Here is an 18982-nt window from a genome sequence, read left to right as displayed (position 1 = left end):
ACACCCCTCGGGGTGGCGCTGCGCCATGCCCGGGGCCATCGGCCCGCCCCCCACCGCCCTCTCCCAGAGGGCCCACCCAAGGACGTACACATGAGCGACACCCCCGCAGACGGCGCTCCCTGGTTCGGCTTCGAACTGAGCCAGGACCTGCGCGACGTCCGCGACTGGGCGCACGGGTTCGCGCGCGACGTGATCCGCCCCGCCGCCGCCGAATGGGACGAGCGCGAGGAGACCCCCTGGCCGGTCCTCCAGGAGGCGGCCGGGATCGGGCTGTACTCGCTCGACTTCTTCGCCAACCAGTGGCTGGAGCCCACCGGCGTGGGCATCCCCGTGGCGTTCGAGGAACTGTACTGGGGCGACCCCGGGATCGCGCTGGCCCTCACCGGCACCGGGCTGGCCGCGGTCGCCGTCGCCGGCAACGGCACACAGGACCAGCTCTACGAGTGGGTCCCGCAGATGTTCGGCACCGCCGACGACGTCCGCCTCGGCGCGTTCTGCTCCTCGGAGCCCGACGCCGGCAGCGACGTCGCCGCCATCCGCACCCGCGCCGTCTTCGACGAGGCGACCGGCGAATGGGTGCTCAACGGCGCCAAGACCTGGGTCACCAACGGCGGGATCGCCGACGTCCACGTGGTCGTCGCCGCGGTCGCCCCCGAACTGGGCGCGCGCGGCCAGGCCACCTTCATCGTGCCCCCGCGCACGCCGGGGCTGGCCCAGGGGCAGAAGTTCGCCAAGCACGGCATCCGCGCCTCCCACACCGCCGAGGTCGTGCTCACCGATGTGCGCGTGCCCGGATCCTGCCTGCTCGGCGGGAAGGAGAAACTGGACGAGCGCCTGGCCCGCGCCCGCGAGGGGCAACGCTCCGGCGGCCAGGCCGCGATGAAGACCTTCGAGGCGTCGCGCCCCTCGGTGGGCGCCATGGCGGTCGGCTGCGCCCGCGCCGCCTTCGAGTACGCCCGCGACTACGCCGGCGAGCGCGAGCAGTTCGGCCGCCCCATCGGCGACAACCAGGCGGTCGCGTTCCTCCTGGCCGACATGGCCACCCGCATCGACGCCGCCCGCCTCCTGGTCTGGCGCGCGGCCTGGATGGCCCGCCACGACAAGGACTTCACCCAGGCCGAGGGCTCGATGAGCAAACTCTTCGCCAGCGAGACCGCCACCTGGGTCACCCAGAACGCCATCCGCATCCTCGGCGGAAACGGCTACACCCGCGACTATCCGGTGGAGCGCTGGCACCGCGACGCCACCATCTTCACGATCTTCGAGGGCGCCAGCGAGATCCAGCGCCTCATCATCGGCAGAGCGGTGACGGGGCTGCCGGTGAGGTGACGTTCCGGCGGGTGCGGTCCCACACGCCGGGGTGGGCCGCATCGAATCGTCTTGGCCTATTCCGTCAGCCGGTGGCCTATGGGGTGCCTCGGAAGGGAAACGGCCGTTCTCCCTGGAGCGCATGCCGGTCCGGGGCTGTGAGGGTGACTCGGGGGCGTCGTGCGCGCTGACCAGGGACGCGGAGAACGGGGTGGACCACGTCCCGGCTTGCCGAGAGGTGCATCGGCCACCCGTGGCCTCCGTTGGCCCCGTACACGTCGTAGGGGTCGACCTGCTGGTTGGTCAGCCAGTGGAGTATGTGGCCGGGGCGGAGCGAGCCGGCGGCTAAGAATTCCTCGACCAGCCCCCAGGCGTCGGCGGGGGTGCCGTCGCGCACGAGGAGGGTGGGGTGGCCCAGGTAGTGACCCACGACTGCGGGGTACGCCAGGCCCTCCACGACGTCGACGTACATCGTCTCGGGGGTGGTGGGAATGGTGGGGTCGAGCCCGACCCGGGGGATGTGGGGCCGTGTCACGTGTCCTCCCTGATGGCGTCACGGTGATGATCAACTTTACGGCCACCTGGAGGAGGAAAACGGGTCGTCCCGCCCTTTCATCGAAGAAAAGGGTAAATTTTTCGAATGTCAATGAATGTTGACTTGACCTGGCGAAACGGGAATGCAAAACATTTTGCGCTTCGTGTGGCGCGCAAGGTTCCCTTTGGCTCTTTGGCCTACCGCAATCCCCATGCGACTTTCATGTGCTGTATTGCTTGCGTCAACGCCTTCCGCACCTTCTCCTCGGATTGGTCGGTCCCGGCGGGGATGTGAACGCTCACGGGATCGCCGTCGACCATCTCGGTCAGCCAGTAGTCGGTGATGCCTGAGCCATCGGACCGGGGGAGGGCGCGGAATCCCGGCTCTGAGGGCGCGTTGAGAGGCGGGGGTGCGCCGGCCGGGCTTGGGGTGCCGGCGGAGGCGGGTTCGTTGAGCAGGACGGGTTCGTGGCCTTCTCGGATGCGCTGGATGCTGTCCGGCGCCCAGCCCAGCACGCGCTCCAGTTTGTGCTCGGTGGCGGGGCGGGGCGTGGTCCGGCTATGGCGGACGTTCTCGAAGGTCGCGTAGCTGACTCCGGCGGCGCGCGCGAATCCGCGTTGGGACAGGCGCAGGGCTGCAACGCGGGCGTCGATGGTGGCCTTGACCCTGTCGGCGGCGTCTGCTGACCGGTGCGGGGCGGTCTGGTCCATGGGGCCGATGCTACGCCCCATGGCTCAGTTCTGCGCCAATTCCGCGCTGGTCGTTGCGTGTGTAGTGCGTCGCTATGGATGCACTCTGTCACTGACGCGGGGCTGGGCCGTCCGAAGTGGGTCAATTGCGCACCATTGATGTTGCGGAGTGATCTAATCGTGGGCTAATTTAAGCCCATGCCGAACCCCGTGAAACGGGCCGCCCGGGGTCGGCCGGCGCCCGGAATCCACGTGGCTCAGCCCGGTTGAAGCGTTCTGCGATCTGTAGGAGAAACCATGTTGGACCTGGGCGGGCTCGGCCCGTGGCTGATCGGGGCCGCGGCCGTTGTGACCGCCGTGGGGGTGCTCGCCCGGCCGGTGTGGCGGACAGCCGGGTTCCTGGTCTCGCTGCTGCGCAAGGCCGGGCGCTTCCTTGACGACTGGGCCGGCGAACCGGAACGTCCCGGGGTGGAGGCGCGGCCGGGGGTGATGGAGCGGCTGCGAACTCTGGAGCAGAGCGTCGCCGAGGTCCGCCGCGAGGTGCGGCACAACGATGGCTGCGGTCGGCGGCGCGTGCCGGGAGCGCAGCCCCGGCGATGAACCCCGCGGCGAGTATGCGGCGCATGCGCTGCGCCTCCGGTGGTCCGATGTGTTTTACGTGGCGAAACCGCAGGTTACCCCATGTGTGTAGTTGAATGTGTTCTGTAACCGACCGGAGGTTTGGGGGGAGCCGCGAGGCTTGAACCGGTTCCTCGTCCTCTGAACGATGGGAGAACACGATGACCACCGCGGCCGACCTCATGCATTCAGGGGTCCGATGGATCTCCGACACCGAGACGCTGGACAGAGTCGCCGAGCTGATGCGGGACATGAACGTCGGCGCGATGCCGGTCAGCGACTCCAACGACCGCATGTGCGGCATCATCACCGACCGCGACATCGTGGTCGCCTGTATCGCCGCCGGCCGTGACCCCTCGCAGGTCACCGCCAAGGAGCTGTGCAAGGGGACCCCGCGCTGGACGACGACCGACTCCGGTGTGTCGGAGGTCCTCCAGGAGATGCAGTCGCACCAGATCCGCCGGCTGCCCGTCATCGACGGCGACAAGAGGCTGGTGGGCATGATCAGCGAGAGCGACCTGGCCGGGCGCCTGCCCGAGGAGCAGATCGCCGCGTTCGTCGGGCGTATCTACGCCGATTGACGTCGTGCTGCGAGGGGCGGGCTCCGGCGCGGCCGGGGCCCGCCCTCCTTTTTTCCAGTGGAGTGAATTCAATTCAAGAACGCCCTGAACCGCGTTTTTCGGCCACCGCCGAAAGAGAAGGCGTTTGCCTTTTTCGTGTGCGGTCGGCCTCTTAGATTTCTCCATGAGGGCCGCGAAGAAGCGGCCGCGAATGAACGGGGAAATGATCGTGAAGACCTGGAAGAAGATCGCGGCCACGGGGGCGGCCGCGGCGGTGGCCGGGATGGGGATGCTGGCCACCGCCGCGCCCGCGTCCGCTGCGACCTACGGGGGGCAGTGCGGTTCGGGGTACGGGGTCATCCGGAGCGCCAGTGTCGGGGGCGAGGGGACCGCGTTTCTCACCTACAACTCGTCGAATGCGACCAACTGTGTGGTCGTCATTCGCAACAACCCGGGAAGCGCCGTTCTGATGAATGCGTGGATCAAGCGCAGCTCGGAGAGCACCTGGAGGGATGACCGGGGGTATTACACCACCTATGCGGGTCCGGTGTATCGCAACGCTCCGTCCCAGTGTGTCGACTGGGGTGGCTATATCCAGGGGGGCGGCCGGGTGGACTTCACCAACGACGCCTGCGGCTGATCTCCGCCGGTCCGGACGGCCCGCCGCGTGCCGGCGGGCCCGTCCGCTCACCCCTGGAGGTAGGCGAGGACCGCGCGGACGCGGCGGTGGCCGGAGTCGGCGGGGTCGAGGCCGAGCTTGGCGAAGATGTTGCCGATGTGCTTGTGCACGGCCCGCTCGGTGACGTAGAGCCGGCCGGCGATCTCGGAGTTGCCCAGGCCCTGGGCCATCAGCTCCAGGACCTCGCGTTCGCGTTCGGTCAGCCGTGACAGCGGGGTGTCGCGGCGCACCAGGAGCTGCGCCACCACCTCGGGGTCGATCGCGGTGCCGCCGGCGGCCACGCGGCGTACGGCGTCGAGGAACTCCTCGACCCGCGCCACCCGGTCCTTGAGCAGGTAGCCCACGCCGCCCTTGCCGTCGGAGAGCAGGTCGCGGGCGTAGACCTGCTCGACGTACTGGGAGAACACCAGCACCGGCAGGCCGGGCACGATCGTGCGGGCCTTCAGCGCCGCCTGGATGCCCTCGTCGCGGAAGTTCGGGGGCAGGCGCACGTCGGCCACCGCGACGTCGGGGCGGTGCTCCTCCACCGCGGACAGGAACGCCGCGGCGTCGCCCGTCGTCGCCGCCACCTCGAAGCCCGATGTCCGCAGGAGCAGGTTCAGGCCCTCGGCGAGGACCGCGTTGTCCTCGACGATCACGACCCGCACGGCAGCTCCACCTCGATCCCGGTGGGGCCGCCCTCGGGGCTGGTGACGGTCAGCGTGCCGTCCAGTGCCGCCACGCGGCGGCGCATCCCCCCGACACCGGTGCCGTGGGATTCGTCCACGCCGCCCACGCCGTCGTCGATGACCTGCACGTTCAGCTGTTCCGCGGTACGCGATACGCGCACCAGGATCTGGGTGGCCGCGGCGTGCTTGGCCGCGTTGGTCAGCGACTCGGCGATGACGAAGTAGGCCGTGGACTCCACCGCCGCGGGGACGGTGCCCAGGTCGTCGGCCACGGTGAGGCGGACCGGGACCACGCTGCGGGCCGCCAGCGACGCCGCGGCGCCGGCCAGCCCGCGGTCGGCGAGGATCGGCGGGTAGATGGTGCGGATGACGTCGCGCAGCTCGGTCATGGCCTCCTCGGCCCCGCCCTGCGCCTCGCGCAGGAGCTCGGCGGCGGTCTCGGGGTCCTTGCCGATGATCCGCTCGGCAAGGCCGAGCCGCATGGCCAGGGCCACCAGCCGCGCCTGGGTGCCGTCGTGCAGGTCGCGCTCGATGCGGCGCAGCTCGGCGGCGTGGGAGTCCAGGGCGCCGGCGCGGGTCTCGGTGAGCGTCTCGACCCGTTGCGCCAGCCGGTCGGCCTTGGACGGCGACAGCAGCGCGAGTGTCACCCGCGCGTGCAGGCGGGCCAGGGGCGGCATCCCCCACAGCAGGAGGGCGGCGGCCGTGGCGGCCTGCGCGGTGCCGGCCAGCACGGCGGTGGGCCAGTCGGTGACCGGGAGGCCCATCAGGGTCGCCGGCTCGCCTTCGGGGGCCAGCCACCACAGCGAGCCGTTGGCGATCGAGCCGGGCACCCCGAGGAGCGCGGCGAGCGCCAGCATGCCGATGACGATGCCCGGCCCGATGTGCCAGGCGACCCAGGCGAGCCGGCGGGGGAGCAGCGGGTCGCCGAAGGTGTGGCGCAGCTGCGCCTTGAGGCCGGCGGGCATCGGCCGGTCGGGGACCTGCACGCGGACGCCGAGATGGTCGGCGGCGAGCTTCCGGTTGAACCCCGCCCACCGGTGCAGCGCGGCGAAGGCGTGGGGCAGCACCGGCAGCCCCGCCCCGAAGACCGCCACCAGCAGCACGGACACGACCAGCAGCGGTGGCGCGAGCAGGGTCGCCAGGGCGGTGCCGCCCGAGGCGCACAGGTACAGCGTGGAGCGTATCGCCGTGGGGAGCCGCTGCTGGGCGGGGGCGGCGACGGTCGTTGAGGAAGCCATGTCCTGAATTCTGCCGTTGTGCGCGGCCGGGGGCAGTGGAGCGGGCTACACCTTCGTGCGCGGGCGCCCGGGCGGCGCGTAGAGGAAGGCGCGCGTCACAGCGGGTGAAAATGTCCTATCTGGGAATGGATTGAGAGTTCGATAACGGACTGGTATCAGTAGATGGTCCGCGGTCACCGACGATTGGATCGAACCGCGCCATGGCAGCGACGACCGCCCATGCCCCGACCGCCGGCTCCCCCGCCGCGGCCCCGCCCCACCCCACGGCGTGGCTGGACTTCGCGCGGGTCGCCGCGATGCTCGCGGTCGTGCTCGTGCACGTGTTCGCCCCGGTGGTCACCACCGTCCACTCCGAGTTCGCGAGCCCCGCCTGGTGGACCGCCAACGCCGTCGACTCCATGCTGCGCTGGTGCGTGCCGGTCTTCGTGATGATCAGCGGGGCTCTGCTGCTGCGCCCGCGCGACGAAGGGCTGCGCCGCTTCTACACCAAGCGCTTCTCCCGCATCGGCGTGCCCCTTGCCGTGTGGACCGCGCTCTACGTCGCCTGGGAGATCTGGCGCACGGGGATCTCCCCGATGGAGGCCGTCAGCGACGTCCTGTCCGGGGCGCCGTCCCTGCACCTGTACTTTCTCTTCGTGCTCGCCGGCCTGTACGTGCTCACCCCGTTCCTGCGGGTCCTGGTGGAGCACTCCACCACCGTGAGCCTGTGGTGGTTCGCCGCCGTGATGTCGGCCATCGGAATGGCCGACCAGGCCATATCCGCCCTCGACGGAGTGGGGGAGCCCAACGCCGCCACCCGCTTCCTGCCCTACATCGGCTACTACTTCATGGGCTACCTGCTCACCCGCACCGCCCCCACCCGGCGGGCCGTCTGGACGGCGGGTGCGGTGTTCGCGGCCTCCGTTGCCGCCACCGGTGCGGGCGCGGCGGCGCTGGCCCTGCTCGCGGGCGGCTGGGGCGGCACCGCCGCCTACGTCTACGACTACCTCTCGCCCACGGTCCTGGCGATGTCGGCCGCCGCGTTCGTCCTGCTGCGCGCGGCCGGCACGCGGCTCTACGGCCGGACGGGAACTCCCCGCTGGCTGTCGGTGCTGTCGTCGCTCAGCTTCGGCGTGTTCCTCGTCCACGTGGTGGTGCTCTACACGCTGCGCGACATCACCGGCGTCCCCGGCAGCGCCCACGGCATGCTCGCCATGGCCGGCCTGCACGCAACGGCCGTCCTGACGGTGAGCCTCCTGGTCACCGCACTGTTCCAGCGGATCCCCGGGCTACGCGCTACCGTTTGACGCCGTGGCCCCCGAACCCGCACAGCAGAGCAGGACCGCACCGCGCGGGCGCAGCCCCGAGCGGCGCCGCGCCATCCTCGACGCCGCCGACGTCGTGATCCAGCGCGACGGCCCCGACGCGTCGATGTCGGTGATCGCCGCCGAGGCGGGCATCAGCAAGCCGATCCTCTACCGCCACTTCGGCGACAAGAGCGGCCTCTACCGCGCCCTGGCGCGGCGCCACGTCGACCCGCTGATCGAGCGCGTCGGCGCCGAGCTGCACGGCAGCACCCCGCTGCGGACGCGCGCCCGCGCCACGGTGGGCGCCTACCTCGGGATGATCCGGGGCAACCTGAACCTGTACCGGTTCCTGATGGACCGCGCGACCTCGGAGGACCCCCGTACCCGGGGGGACCTGGGGATGATGGTGCGCAGACTGGGCGAGGAGCTGGCCGCCACGCTGCTGGCCGAGGGCTACATCACCGACCCGCTGCGGGCCCAGATCGTCGCCCACGGCGTGGTGGGCATGGTGCAGGCGGCCGGCGAATGGTGGCTGGACCACCCCGATGCCGACGCCGACACGGTGGTGGGCGAGGTCACCGCCGTCGTGGTCGGCGCCATCGCCGGCTCCGGCGACTGACGCCGGTGCGCCCCGGGTGGCGCGACCGGCTCCGCGGCACGTCTTCGACGAGCATGTATGTCTTGACAGTTATATGAATTGAAAGGAATACTACACCCATGACGGCCGTGTTCGAGGTGCTCGCCGAACCCAACCGGCGGCGCATCCTGGACCTGCTGCGCGTGGCCGAGCGGCCGGTCGGCGACATCGTCGCCGAACTCGGCGTCAGCCAGCCCGCGGTCTCCAAGCACCTGCGCGTGCTGCGCGACGCCGGGCTGGTCCAGGTCCGCTCCGACGCCCAGCGCCGCCTGTACCGGGTGCGCACCGAGCCCCTGCGCGACGTCGACGCCTGGCTGGCGCCCTACCGCATGCTCTGGGAATCGCGGCTGGACGACCTCGAACGGCACCTCGACACCATGCCCGACCACGACGACTGACACCGAACGCCTTCAGGAGGCACCACCATGCGCCACGGCACGCTCGAACGCTCCGGCGACCGCTGGACGGTGCGGTTCGCCCGCAGGCTCGCGCACCCGCCGGAGAAGGTGTGGCGCGCGGTCACCGAGCCCGGGCACCTCGCGGCCTGGTACCCCACGAGCATCGAAGGGGAGCGCGCCGCCGGGGCGGCGCTGCGCTTCCGCTTCCCGGGGGAGGACGAGGACGCGGAGACCGGCGAGATGCTCGTCTTCGACCCGCCCAAGGCCATCGGGTTCCGCCAGGGCGAGGACGTCGTCGGCATCGAGCTGCGCCCCGACGGGGACGGCACCGAGCTGGTCTTCACCGTCACCTTCGGCGAGATCGGCCGCGTCTCCCGCGACACCGCCGGCTGGCACGTGTGCCTGGAGTTCCTCGCCGCGCATCTCGACGGCACCGAGCCTCCGGGCGACACCCGCTCCCTGTGGGAACCGCTCAACGCCCACTACACCGCCGAATTCGGCCCGGAATCGGCCACCATCGGCCCGCCCGGCGAGGGCTCCGGCGGAGACGGGGCCACGGGCTGAACCGCCCGGCCGGGCCCGGGCCATCGGGCCCGGACCCGGCCAGCGCCGCAGCGCGTCCGGCACGAGGATCAGCCCGCCGCCGCGCTCAGCCGGGCCAGGACCGCGGGCAGGTCGCCCTCGTAGACGACGGTGAGCCGGCGGGTGGCCCGGGTCAGCGCCACGTAGAGGTCGCCGCCGCCGTGGGGCGGCCGGCCCAGGATGGCCTGCGGATCGACCACCACCACGGAGTCGAACTCCAGGCCCTTGGCCGCGCCGGGGGTGAGGACGGCGACGGGGGCGTCCAGCGCCTCCGGGCCGACCCCGGCGGCGGCCTCCGGCAGCAGCGCCGCGACCTCGGCGTGGCGCGAACCGGGCACCACGACCGCCACCCGCCCCTCGGCGCTCCCGCCGCCGACCCGCTCCACTTCGCCGCGCACCAGCCGCGGCAGGTCCGTTGCCAGCGCGCCCGCGGGCATCCGCACGGCGCGCGGCGGGTCGCCGTCGTCGCGCACCGATTCCGGGGCCCGCTGCCCGGGCGCGGTGGCGGTGAGGACGTCCGCGGCCACCGCCATGATCGCGGCGGGCGTGCGGTAGTTCACCAGCAGCCGTTCCTCGTGGAGGCGGCCGTTGGCGTAGCGGCCGAGCATCGCCGCCCAGGAGCGCGCCCCGGCCGCGCTGCCGGTCTGGGCGAGGTCGCCCACGACGGTCAGCGAGCGCGCGGGGATCCGGCGCATGACCATCCGCCACGCCATTTCGGACAGCTCTTGTGCCTCATCGACGATGACGTGCCCGTAGGCCCACTCGCGGTCGGCCGCCGCGCGTTCGGCGGTGGTGCGCCGCGGGCCGTCGTCGGCGTGGCGGTCGGCCAGCGCGCCTGCCGCCATCATCGCGTCCTCGGCCAGGCCGGTGAACTCCAGGACGCCGTGCGCGTAGCGCTCCTGCGCCGCCCGCTCGGCGGCCCGCGCCCGGGCGCGGCGGCGCTCCGCGGAGTCGTCGCGGCCCAGGAGCTCGGCGGCCTCGTCCAGGAGCGGGACGTCCTCGACGGTCCACGCCGCCCCCGCCGGGCGCGCCAGGGCGGCGCACTCGGCGGGGGAGAGCCCGGCGGCGCCGCCGGCCCTGTGCAGGGCGGCGGGGTCGGACAGCAGGGAGCCGACCAGGTCGTGCGGGGTGAGCAGGGGCCACAGCGCGTCGATTCCCGCGCGCACCTCGGGTTCGGCCCACAGCGCCTCGCTCATATGGCGCAGGTCGGTGTCGTCGGCCGGGCGGTCGAGCCGCCGGGCCTGGTCGAGCGCGAGGACCCCGAGCATCTCGGTGACGAACAGCTTGCGGGCGACGTTGTGGGGCAGGCCCAGCTCCCGGGCGAGCCCGCGGATGCCCGCGCAGGTGGCCGCGTCGGCGCGCAGCACCATGCCGTCGGTCGCGATGCGCAGCCCGCCGCTGTCGTCGGCGCCCCAGGGCCGCGCGGCGCCCGCGTCGGCGGGCGGGAGGTCGGCGGGCAGGCGCTGGCGGTCGGCCACGGCGGCCTCGACCAGGGCGGCCATGCGCAGCCCGCCCTTGACGGCGGCGGTCGCGGGGGTGTCGGCGGCGGTCGCCCGCACGCCGGGGAACAGTTCGCCGACCGTGGCCAGGACGACATCGGTCTCGCCGAGGCCGGGCAGCACCTGCCCGATGTAGCGCAGGAACGTGGCGTTGGGCCCGATCACCAGGATCCCGCGGCGCCGGAGGGCCGTGCGGTGGGTGTAGAGCAGGTAGGCGGCCCGGTGCAGGGCCGCCACGGTCTTGCCGGTGCCCGGGCCGCCCTGGACGACCAGGATCCCCGGCAGCCGTGAGCGGATCACGCGGTCCTGTTCGGCCTGGATCGTGGACACGATGTCGTGCATCCGGCCGGTGCGCCCGCGCCGCAGCGACGCCAGCAGGGCGGCTTCGCCGACCAGCCCGCGGCGGTCGGTCTCGGTGAGGCCGTCGAGGTCGAACACCTCGTCGTCCAGGCCGGTCACCGTGCGCCCGCGGGTGTGCAGGTGGCGGCGGCGGGCGATGCCGCCGGGGGAGACGGGGGTGGCGGCGTAGAAGGGGCGGGCGGCGGGCGCGCGCCAGTCGATCAGCAGCGGGTCGTGGTCGCCGTCGCGCAGGCCGATCCGGCCGATGTGGTAGGTGTCGCCGGGCTCGCCCGCTGTGGCGCGGTGGTCGATGCGCCCGAAGCACAGCCCCTCCTCCGCCCCGGAGAGCAGAGCCAGGCGGCGGGTGCGCTCGCCCGCGGTGACCTCGCGCTCGACGGTCGCGGCGTAGCCGCCGCCCCCGCCCCGCGCGTGCACCTCGCGCACGGCCTCGGCGGTGTGGCCGCGGAGCTCGTCCAGGCGCGCGTAGACACGGGAGAGGTGCTCCTGCTCGGCGAGCAGGGCCTCCCGGAGTGGGCAGTGGTTCTCATCTTGACGGCGATCCATTGTTATGGTAATATCCGATCAGGATTTCTTTTTTCTGATTTTGATTTCCGCTCGACCGTTCAGCGTACCAGCGTGCGCCGGCCCGTGCACCCCTATTCCGGGCCGGGCTGCGGGATTCCGCCTTTGCGCACATCACGCCCCGGGCGCGCGCTACACTTCGGACCATGCGAACCCGTCGGGTCCTCGAAACCCCTCATCAGTGGTGGCGCCGCTCCTAGGCGGCACCCCGGTTCGCGTACCCACGAACACCCGACCGGCGACCGCCCGCACCGGCGGTCGCTTCGTTGTTCCCGGCCCCGGTCCGGCCGTGCCGCTCCCATCCAGCCCAGCGTGAAAAGGACCGGCCTTGGACGCGAGCTCCACCTCCTACCGCACCGCCGGCGGCGTCGACGTCCGGCGCATCGCCGCCCACTGCGATCCCGAAGTCCTCACCGACCTCGTCTCGGCGCTCGACCACCGCCGCGGCGGCGTGCTGTCGTCCGGCATGGAGTACCCCGGCCGCTACAGCCGCTGGCACCTGGGCTACATCGACCCCTGCGTCGAGATCGCCGCCCGCGGGCGGCGCATCACCGCCACCGCGCTCAACGACCGCGGTCGGGTCCTGCTCCCGGTCATCGGACAGGCCTTCGGTGAGCACGGGACCGTCGCGGGAGCGGACGGCACGGTCGAGGTCACCATCCCCGAGCCCGCACCGGGGGAGTTCTTCACCGAGGAGCAGCGCAGCCGCCGGCCCAGCGTCTTCTCCGCCCTGCGCTCCGTCGTGGCGCTGTTCGCCTCAGCCGACGACCCCCACCTCGGGCTCTACGGCGCGTTCGGCTACGACCTCGCCTTCCAGTTCGAACCCATCGAGCAGGTGCTGGAGCGCCCCGCAGAGGACCGCGACCTCGTCCTGCACCTGCCCGACGCCATCATCGTGCGCGACCGCAAGCGCGAGACCTGCCTGCGCTACACCTACGAGTTCACCGTCCCCGGCTCCTACACCGGCGCCGGACCCGCCGCCACCGACGCCCTGGCGCGCACCGGGGAGCCGACCCCCGCCGTCGTCACCGCCGAGGTGCCCCCGCCGCCCGAGCCCGGCTCCTACGCCCGGATCGTCGCCGAGGCCAAGAAGCGGTTCGTCCGCGGCGACCTCTTCGAGGTCGTCCCCGGCCACCGCACCTACGGGGCCTGCCCCTCGCCCGCGCGCTTCTACGAGAACCTGCGCGAGCGCAACCCCGCGCCCTATGAGTTCATCTTCAACCTGGGCGAAGGGGAGTACCTGGTCGGCGCCTCACCGGAGATGTTCGTCCGGGTCACCGGCGCCCCCGGCAGCGGACAGCGCGTCGAGACCTGCCCCATCTCCGGCACCATCAAGCGCGGCGCCGACGCACTCGGCGACGCCGAGAACATCCGCGAGCTGCTGTCCTCCCCCAAGGAGGAGTCGGAGCTGACCATGTGCACCGACGTCGACCGCAACGACAAGTCCCGGGTGTGCGAACCCGGCAGCGTCCGCGTGATCGGCCGACGGCAGATCGAGATGTACAGCCGCCTCATCCACACGGTCGACCACATCGAGGGCACGCTGCGCCCCGAGTTCGACGCCCTGGACGCGTTCCTCACCCACATGTGGGCCGTCACCGTCACCGGGGCGCCCAAGACCTGGGCGATGCGGTTCATCGAGCAGCACGAGACCACCCCGCGCCGCTGGTACGGCGGCGCCGTGGGCGTCATCGGCTTCGACGGCGCGATGAACACCGGGCTGACCCTGCGCACCGCGCACATCCGCGACGGCGTGGCGGCCGTCCGCGTCGGGGCCACGCTGCTCTACGACTCCGACCCCGATGCCGAGGAGCGCGAGACCTTCCTCAAGGCCCGGGCCCTGCTGGAGACCCTCGCCCTGGACGACGCGCCGCAGGCGCAGGAGCCCGCCGCTGCCGGTGCCGGAGGCCCGGCCCGCGGCGCGGGCACCGGGATGAAGGTGCTGCTCGTCGACCACGAGGACTCCTTCGTCAACACCCTCGCCGACTACGTGCGCCGCCACGGCGCCGACGTCACCACCGTCCGCCACGGCTTCGACCCCGCCCTGCTCGACACCCTGGCGCCCGACCTCGTCGTCCTGTCACCGGGGCCCGGGCTGCCCGCCGACTTCGGGATGTCGGACCTGCTGGCGGAACTCGACGCGCGCCGCCTGCCGGTGTTCGGGGTGTGCCTGGGCCTCCAGGCCATGGTCGAGCACGCGGGCGGTGAACTGCTCACGCTGGCCGAACCGGTGCACGGCAAGCCGGGGCCGGTGCGGGTCACCGGGGGCGAGCTGCTGGCCGGGCTCGGCGACGGCGGCCGCTTCACCGGCGCCCGCTACCACTCGACCTACACCACCCCCGACCGGGTGAAGGGCTTCGAGGTGACCGCCGTGGTCGACGGCGGCGCCGAGCCCGTGGTCATGGCCATCGAGGACCCCGGCGCAAAGCGGTGGGCCGTGCAGTTCCACCCGGAGTCCATCCTCACCGCATCGGTGGGGGAGTCCATCATCGAGCGCATCCTGCGCATGGCCCGCTAGCCGGGCGCGCGGAGCCCCGCTGCGGGGCTCCGCGCGCGCCGTGTCACGAACCGTCCGCGGCGCCCATAGGCTTGATCACGTGGAAGACATACCAGGCAGGATCGTGATCACCGGGGTCGCCGGGCGTATAGGGCCCACCGTGCGGGCCGGGCTGAGCGGCGACGCCCAGCATCTCGTGCTCCTCGACCGCGCGCCCGTCGAGGCCCAGGACGACACCGAGACCGCGGTCGAGGCCGACATCACCGACCTCCCCGCCCTCGTCGAGGCGTTCGAGGGGGCCGACGCCGTCGTGCACCTGGCGGGCATCGCCGACGAGGCGCCCTTCGCCGACCTGCTCGACGCCAACGTCCGCGGGACCTACAACGTCCTGGAGGCGGCGCGGCGCGCCGGCGTGGGGCGCGTGGTCCTGTTCTCCAGCAACCGGGTCACCGGGGCCTACCCCATCCACCACCACGTCTTCGCCGACGAGCCGCCGCGCCCCGACGGCCTCTACGGGGTGAGCAAGGTCGCGGTCGAGGCGCTGGGGCAGATGTACGCCGACACCTTCGGCCTGGAGGTGGTGGCGCTGCGGATCGGCTCGTTCGAGGAGGAGCCGGACGAGACCCGGCACCTCGCCACGTGGCTGAGCCCGCGCGACTGCGTGGGGTTCGTGCGCGCCGCGCTGACCGCCCCCGGTGTGACGTTCACCGTGGCCTACGCGGTCTCGGGCAACGCCCGCCGGTTCTGGGACCTCACCGCGGCCGCCAACGAGCTGGGGTACCGGCCGGTCGACGACGCCGCGGCCTTCGCGTCGCGGTTCGCCGACGACGACCCGTTCTGGCACGGCGGTCCCCAGGGCGGCCCCTCCACCGGCGCCGAGGCGGTCCTGCCCTTCGTCGAGGACGCCGCCGAGGTCGAGGGGACCCCCGCCACCGCCGCGGACTGATTTCTGGGCCGCGCAGGCGTTAGCCGGGGGCTCCGCCGGGCAGTCGGGGGCACCATGGGTGCTCTCTTCCTGGTCCTCGGTGTCGTGCTCATCCTCGCCGGGGCCTACGCGCTCCTGCGGCGCCGGATCCTGTGGGGGGTCCTGCTCGTGGTCATCGGGCTGGCCATCGCCCCCGCCAACCTCTACTACCCCGGCTAGCCGGGGCCCCGGGTCGGCCGTCGCGCGGCCCCCAACCGCGCCGCCCTCCCCGTCGGTGGTCGGTGCTAGGTTCGGACACGCGCCGGAGAGCGTGTGACCTGGCAGGGACACGCGCCGGCCGCAGCCGGTCGACGGTCGTCAACGCCGGAGCGCCACCGGTGCGCCCGGCCATGGGGGGAAGAAACCACGGTGAAGAGTGTCGAGCCTGAGGTCCATCTGATCGCGCGCCCGCAGCTGGACTACGACGAGATCGCACGCTATCTCGCCGATGTCGGCGGGCAGAGCTGGCTGGAGCGCCTGGACCGCGGCGACCTGGACTCCGCGCTGAACGACCCGCAGAACCTCGCCGAGTTCGCCGGGCGGCTGTGCTACCGCTCCTGGGAGCCGGGCCTCAACCCCAACGTCACGCGCGTGCGCACCGACCAGGACGCCTACCTCACCAACATCCTCGCCAGCCTGCACGGGTCGGTCCTGGAGCACGTCACCTTCGGGTTCGTCCTGCACAACGTCAGCCGGGTGCTGACCCACGAGCTCATCCGGCACCGCCCCGGGGTGGCGATCTCCCAGGAGTCGCTGCGCTTCGTGCGCCTGACCGACCTGCCGTTCTGGTTCCCGGAGTGGGCCAAGGACGACCCCGAGCTGATGAAGCGCGCCACCGAGATGCTCTCGCAGATGGAGCAGTTCCAGCTGTGGATGGCCGACCACTTCGGGCTCGACGAGCAGGGCGTGAAGTTCTCGGAGAAGAAGCACCGCACCTCCTTCATGCGCCGCTTCGCCCCCGAGGGCGTGGCCACGGGCCTGGTGTGGACCGCCAACGTCCGCACCCTCCGCCACACCCTGGAGGCCCGCACCGCCCCGGGTGCGGAGGAGGAGATCCGCCTGCTGTTCAACCGCATCGGCGAGGTCCTCCAGAAGGAGGCCCCGGCCCTCTTCGGCGACTACACCGTCGAGGACGGCGCCTGGATCCCCGAGTACCGCAAGGTCTGACCGCCGCGGGGCCGGGTGCCCGCCGCTCAACAGCAGCGCGAGCCCGGCTGGGTGTCGCCCTTGTCGGTGTGGTGGCGCCAGAAGGCGCGTTCGGTCATGGGCGGGGTGCCGGGGTGCTCGCGGTGGTGGTGGGCGAGGTAGATCTCGTAGGCGCGTTCGCCGCTGATGCCGCGGGCGACCTGCCAGGCGTCGGCCAGTGCGGCGGCGATGCGCGCGCGCAGCGGGGCCGGGCCGCCCCCCTCAGGGGCGGCCCGGCCGTCGGTGGAACCGCTCATGGCTCAGGTGTTCCCCGGGGTGCCGGGGTCACCCGCGCCCGCGAGCTCGCGCGCGCGGGCGGTGCGGCGCTCGTCGCGGGTGGGGATCAGCCCCGACGGCGCCCATAGCCGCGACTCCTGGTAGGGCTCCTCCGTGGTGGGCAGCGCGCCCTGGGCGCGCAGCGCCTTGACCCACACCCGGCAGGCGTCGACCAGGATGACGATGATCAGCAGCGCGAAGAACGCCGACAGGACCCCGTCGACCGTCGTGTTGACGACGACCTGGCGCATCGCCTCGGGGTCCGCGGCCGCCCCGAGGCTGGTCTCGCCGTTGGCCAGCGCCTCGGAGTACTGGGCGCGCTGGGCGAAGAACCCGATCGCCGGGTCGGTGGAGAACACCTTCTGGTAGCTGGCGGTCAGCGTGACCACCGCGTCCCAGGCCAGCGGGACCAGCGTCACCCAGGCGTACTTCGCCCGGCCCGACTTGATCAGCAGGGTCGTGCACACCGTCAGCGCCACCGCCGCCAGCAGCTGGTTGGCGATGCCGAACAGCGGGAACAGCTGGTTGATGCCGCCCAGCGGGTCGTTGACCCCCGCCCACAGGAAGTACCCCCAGCCGGCCACGACCAGCGCGCTGGTCAGCCACAGCCCGGGCTTCCAGCTCACGTCGCGCATGGGCTTGTAGACGTTGCCCAGGGTGTCCTGGAGCATGAAGCGGCCCACCCGGGTGCCGGCGTCGACGGTGGTGAGGATGAACAGCGCCTCGAACATGATCGCGAAGTGGTACCAGAACGCCATCATCGCCTGGCCGCCGAAGACCGCCGAGAAGATGTGGGCGGCGCCCATGGCGAACGTCGGCGCGCCGCCGGTGCGCGACAGGACGCTGTTCTCCTCGACGTTGTCGGCGGCCTGCTGGAGGGTCTCCGGCGACACCGTGAAGCCGAGCTGGGTGACCGTGGCCGATGCGGCCTCCACGGTCTCGCCCAGCGCCCCGGCGGGCATGTTCATCGCGAAGTACAGGCCGGGGTCGAGGATGCAGGCGGCGATGAGCGCCATGACCGCGACGAACGACTCGGTCAGCATGCTGCCGTAGCCGATCACCCGGATCTGCGACTCCTTCTCGATCAGCTTGGGCGTGGTGCCCGAGGCGATCAGCGAGTGGAAGCCCGAGAGCGCACCGCAGGCGATGGTGATGAACAGGAACGGGAACAGCGCCCCGGCGAAGGTCGGCCCCTGGCCGTTGAACGCGAACTCGGTCACGGCGGGCAGCTGGAGCGAGAGCGCGGGGTCGCCGAACAGGGCCGCCCCGATCGGCGCGGCGATGATCGCCAGGGCCAGCAGCACGACCACGCCCACCTTCATGAAGGTGGACAGGTAGTCGCGCGGCGCCAGCAGCATCCACACCGGCAGCACCGAGGCGATGAACCCGTAGGCGATGAGCCCGAAGGTCAGCTCGTTGTGGCTGAACAGGAACATCTCGTGCAGGACGGGGTGGGCGTTGACCCAGCCGCCGCCGACGATCGCCAGGAGCAGCAGCACCACGCCGATGGCCGAGGTCTCGATGACCTTGCCGGGCCTCAGGTAGCGCAGGTAGAAGCCCATGAGCAGCGCGATGGGGATGGTCATGATCAGCGAGAACGCGCCCCAGGGCGATTCCGCCAGGGCGTTGACGACCACCATCGCCAGCACCGCGAGCAGGATGATCATGATCGCCAGGACCGCGACCAGCGCCGCGACGCCGCCCACCGGGCCGATCTCCTCGCGGGCCATCTGGCCCAGGCTCTTGCCCTTGCGGCGCATGGAGAAGAAGAGCACCACCATGTCCTGGACCGCGCCGGCGAAGATGACGCCGACGATGATCCACACGGTGCCGGGCAGGTAGCCCATCTGCGCGGCCAGCACCGGGCCCACGAGCGGGCCGGCGCCGGCGATGGCGGCGAAGTGGTGGCCGAACAGCACCCGTCGGTCGGTGGGGTGGAAGTCGGCGCCGTTGTTGATGCGCTCGGCGGGCGTGGCGCGGGTGTCGTCGACCCGCAGGACCCGGTAGGTGATGAAGCGGGCGTAGAACCGGTAGGCGATGGCGTAGCTCGCGATCGCGGCGAAGACCAGCCAGGTGGCCGAGATCTCCTCGTCCCGCGAGAGCGCGATGACGCCCCAGGATGCGGCCCCGACGAGGGCGACGGCGGTCCATACGAGGATGCGCCGGGGGGTCCATGCGGGGGTGGGGGGCGATGCCTGGTCGGCCGTGGGTGCTGCCACGGGCGACCCCCTTTCGGTCACGGGGCCGCCGGTCGGGAACGCGGCCGACGGGCCGGGGGCCTGCGGTGAACGCCGTCATCGTGGCATTCGCGGGTCCCGCGCCGATGACCGCGAGGCGGCGATTTAATCACGTCTTAACCTTCGGGTCATCGACGCTGAACAGGGGTCATCCCGGCGCGGCGGCGGCACGGACACCCGCTGCGCCGCGCCGGGGCGGGGGCGC

At 72.3% G+C, this 18982-nt stretch carries 19 protein-coding genes; 12 read left to right on the top strand and 7 right to left on the bottom strand.

Going from position 1 to position 18982, the window contains the following annotated elements:
* The first annotated feature begins 90 nt into the window (after positions 1–90).
* Positions 91–1329 (top strand): acyl-CoA dehydrogenase family protein, encoded by a 1239-nt coding sequence (locus tag ACFOVU_RS10935; protein WP_378532468.1) that lies wholly within the window; start codon positions 91–93, stop codon positions 1327–1329.
* A gap of 76 nt (positions 1330–1405) precedes the next feature.
* Here the strand turns inward: ACFOVU_RS10935 and ACFOVU_RS10930 are convergent, their stop codons facing one another.
* Positions 1406–1843, bottom strand: a complete 438-nt coding sequence (locus tag ACFOVU_RS10930) for a hypothetical protein (RefSeq protein ID WP_378532466.1) — start codon at positions 1841–1843, stop codon at positions 1406–1408.
* Positions 1844–2040: 197 nt separating this feature from the next.
* Positions 2041–2553: a hypothetical protein gene (locus ACFOVU_RS10925; RefSeq protein WP_378532464.1), complete on the bottom strand. Its 513-nt coding sequence runs from the start codon at positions 2551–2553 to the stop codon at positions 2041–2043.
* A gap of 276 nt (positions 2554–2829) precedes the next feature.
* Here ACFOVU_RS10925 and ACFOVU_RS10920 point away from each other — a divergent pair, with 276 nt between their 5' ends.
* From ACFOVU_RS10920 to ACFOVU_RS10910, 3 genes are all read left to right on the top strand, one after another.
* A complete protein-coding gene (locus ACFOVU_RS10920) occupies positions 2830–3132 on the top strand; it encodes a hypothetical protein (protein WP_378532462.1) in 303 nt (100 codons plus the stop codon).
* A 179-nt stretch (positions 3133–3311) separates the two neighbouring features.
* The gene (locus tag ACFOVU_RS10915; RefSeq protein ID WP_378532460.1) at positions 3312–3731 is read left to right on the top strand and encodes a CBS domain-containing protein; all 420 of its coding nucleotides are present in this window, start codon (positions 3312–3314) and stop codon (positions 3729–3731) included.
* Between the two features lie 202 nt (positions 3732–3933).
* Complete coding sequence (locus tag ACFOVU_RS10910) at positions 3934–4350, top strand: spore-associated protein A (protein WP_378532458.1); 417 nt, start codon at positions 3934–3936, stop codon at positions 4348–4350.
* A 47-nt stretch (positions 4351–4397) separates the two neighbouring features.
* Here ACFOVU_RS10910 and ACFOVU_RS10905 read toward each other — a convergent pair whose 3' ends face one another.
* Positions 4398–5036 (bottom strand): response regulator transcription factor, encoded by a 639-nt coding sequence (locus tag ACFOVU_RS10905; protein ID WP_378532456.1) that lies wholly within the window; start codon positions 5034–5036, stop codon positions 4398–4400.
* Positions 5024–6295, bottom strand: coding sequence for a sensor histidine kinase (locus ACFOVU_RS10900; protein ID WP_378532454.1), 1272 nt, complete (start codon positions 6293–6295; stop codon positions 5024–5026). Before ACFOVU_RS10900 ends, ACFOVU_RS10905 begins: the two co-directional genes overlap by 13 nt.
* Before the next feature lie 200 nt (positions 6296–6495).
* Here ACFOVU_RS10900 and ACFOVU_RS10895 point away from each other — a divergent pair, with 200 nt between their 5' ends.
* The 4 genes from ACFOVU_RS10895 (at position 6496) to ACFOVU_RS10880 (ending at position 9180) form a co-directional block, all read left to right on the top strand.
* Positions 6496–7581, top strand: coding sequence for an acyltransferase (locus ACFOVU_RS10895; protein ID WP_378532452.1), 1086 nt, complete (start codon positions 6496–6498; stop codon positions 7579–7581).
* 4 nt (positions 7582–7585) lie between these two features.
* Positions 7586–8200 carry a TetR/AcrR family transcriptional regulator gene (locus ACFOVU_RS10890; protein WP_378532450.1) on the top strand — a complete coding sequence of 205 codons (615 nt, stop codon included), beginning with the start codon at positions 7586–7588 and terminating at the stop codon, positions 8198–8200.
* A gap of 98 nt (positions 8201–8298) precedes the next feature.
* Positions 8299–8616, top strand: coding sequence for an ArsR/SmtB family transcription factor (locus ACFOVU_RS10885; protein WP_378532448.1), 318 nt, complete (start codon positions 8299–8301; stop codon positions 8614–8616).
* Positions 8617–8643: 27 nt separating this feature from the next.
* A complete protein-coding gene (locus ACFOVU_RS10880) occupies positions 8644–9180 on the top strand; it encodes an SRPBCC family protein (protein WP_378532446.1) in 537 nt (178 codons plus the stop codon).
* Positions 9181–9248: 68 nt separating this feature from the next.
* Here ACFOVU_RS10880 and ACFOVU_RS10875 read toward each other — a convergent pair whose 3' ends face one another.
* Positions 9249–11600 (bottom strand): HelD family protein, encoded by a 2352-nt coding sequence (locus ACFOVU_RS10875; protein ID WP_378532444.1) that lies wholly within the window; start codon positions 11598–11600, stop codon positions 9249–9251.
* 346 nt (positions 11601–11946) lie between these two features.
* On the opposite strand from ACFOVU_RS10875, the gene ACFOVU_RS10870 reads away from it, so the two are divergent.
* The 4 genes from ACFOVU_RS10870 to thyX all read left to right on the top strand — a co-directional run bounded on the left by ACFOVU_RS10870 (position 11947) and on the right by thyX (position 16246).
* Positions 11947–14136 carry an anthranilate synthase component I gene (locus ACFOVU_RS10870; protein ID WP_378532442.1) on the top strand — a complete coding sequence of 730 codons (2190 nt, stop codon included), beginning with the start codon at positions 11947–11949 and terminating at the stop codon, positions 14134–14136.
* Positions 14137–14215: 79 nt separating this feature from the next.
* Positions 14216–15061 carry an NAD-dependent epimerase/dehydratase family protein gene (locus ACFOVU_RS10865; protein ID WP_378532440.1) on the top strand — a complete coding sequence of 282 codons (846 nt, stop codon included), beginning with the start codon at positions 14216–14218 and terminating at the stop codon, positions 15059–15061.
* Between the two features lie 54 nt (positions 15062–15115).
* Complete coding sequence (locus ACFOVU_RS10860) at positions 15116–15259, top strand: GPGG-motif small membrane protein (protein ID WP_378532438.1); 144 nt, start codon at positions 15116–15118, stop codon at positions 15257–15259.
* A gap of 189 nt (positions 15260–15448) precedes the next feature.
* Positions 15449–16246, top strand: coding sequence for an FAD-dependent thymidylate synthase (gene thyX, locus ACFOVU_RS10855; protein ID WP_378532436.1), 798 nt, complete (start codon positions 15449–15451; stop codon positions 16244–16246).
* Positions 16247–16272: 26 nt separating this feature from the next.
* On the opposite strand, the gene ACFOVU_RS10850 is transcribed toward thyX, so the two are convergent.
* Both ACFOVU_RS10850 and ACFOVU_RS10845 read right to left on the bottom strand, forming a co-directional pair.
* Entirely contained in the window at positions 16273–16521 is a 249-nt protein-coding gene (locus ACFOVU_RS10850; RefSeq protein WP_378532434.1) for a YbdD/YjiX family protein, read from the bottom strand.
* Positions 16522–16524: 3 nt separating this feature from the next.
* Positions 16525–18759 carry a carbon starvation CstA family protein gene (locus ACFOVU_RS10845; protein WP_378532432.1) on the bottom strand — a complete coding sequence of 745 codons (2235 nt, stop codon included), beginning with the start codon at positions 18757–18759 and terminating at the stop codon, positions 16525–16527.
* Positions 18760–18982: the final 223 nt, after the last annotated feature.

It is taken from the genome of Nocardiopsis sediminis (assembly GCF_042650565.1).
GTDB classification, from domain to species: Bacteria; Actinomycetota; Actinomycetes; order Streptosporangiales; family Streptosporangiaceae; genus Nocardiopsis_B; species Nocardiopsis_B sediminis.
The sequence above is the reverse complement of the archived record's forward strand: the minus strand, read 5'-3'. Positions and strand labels throughout refer to the sequence as shown.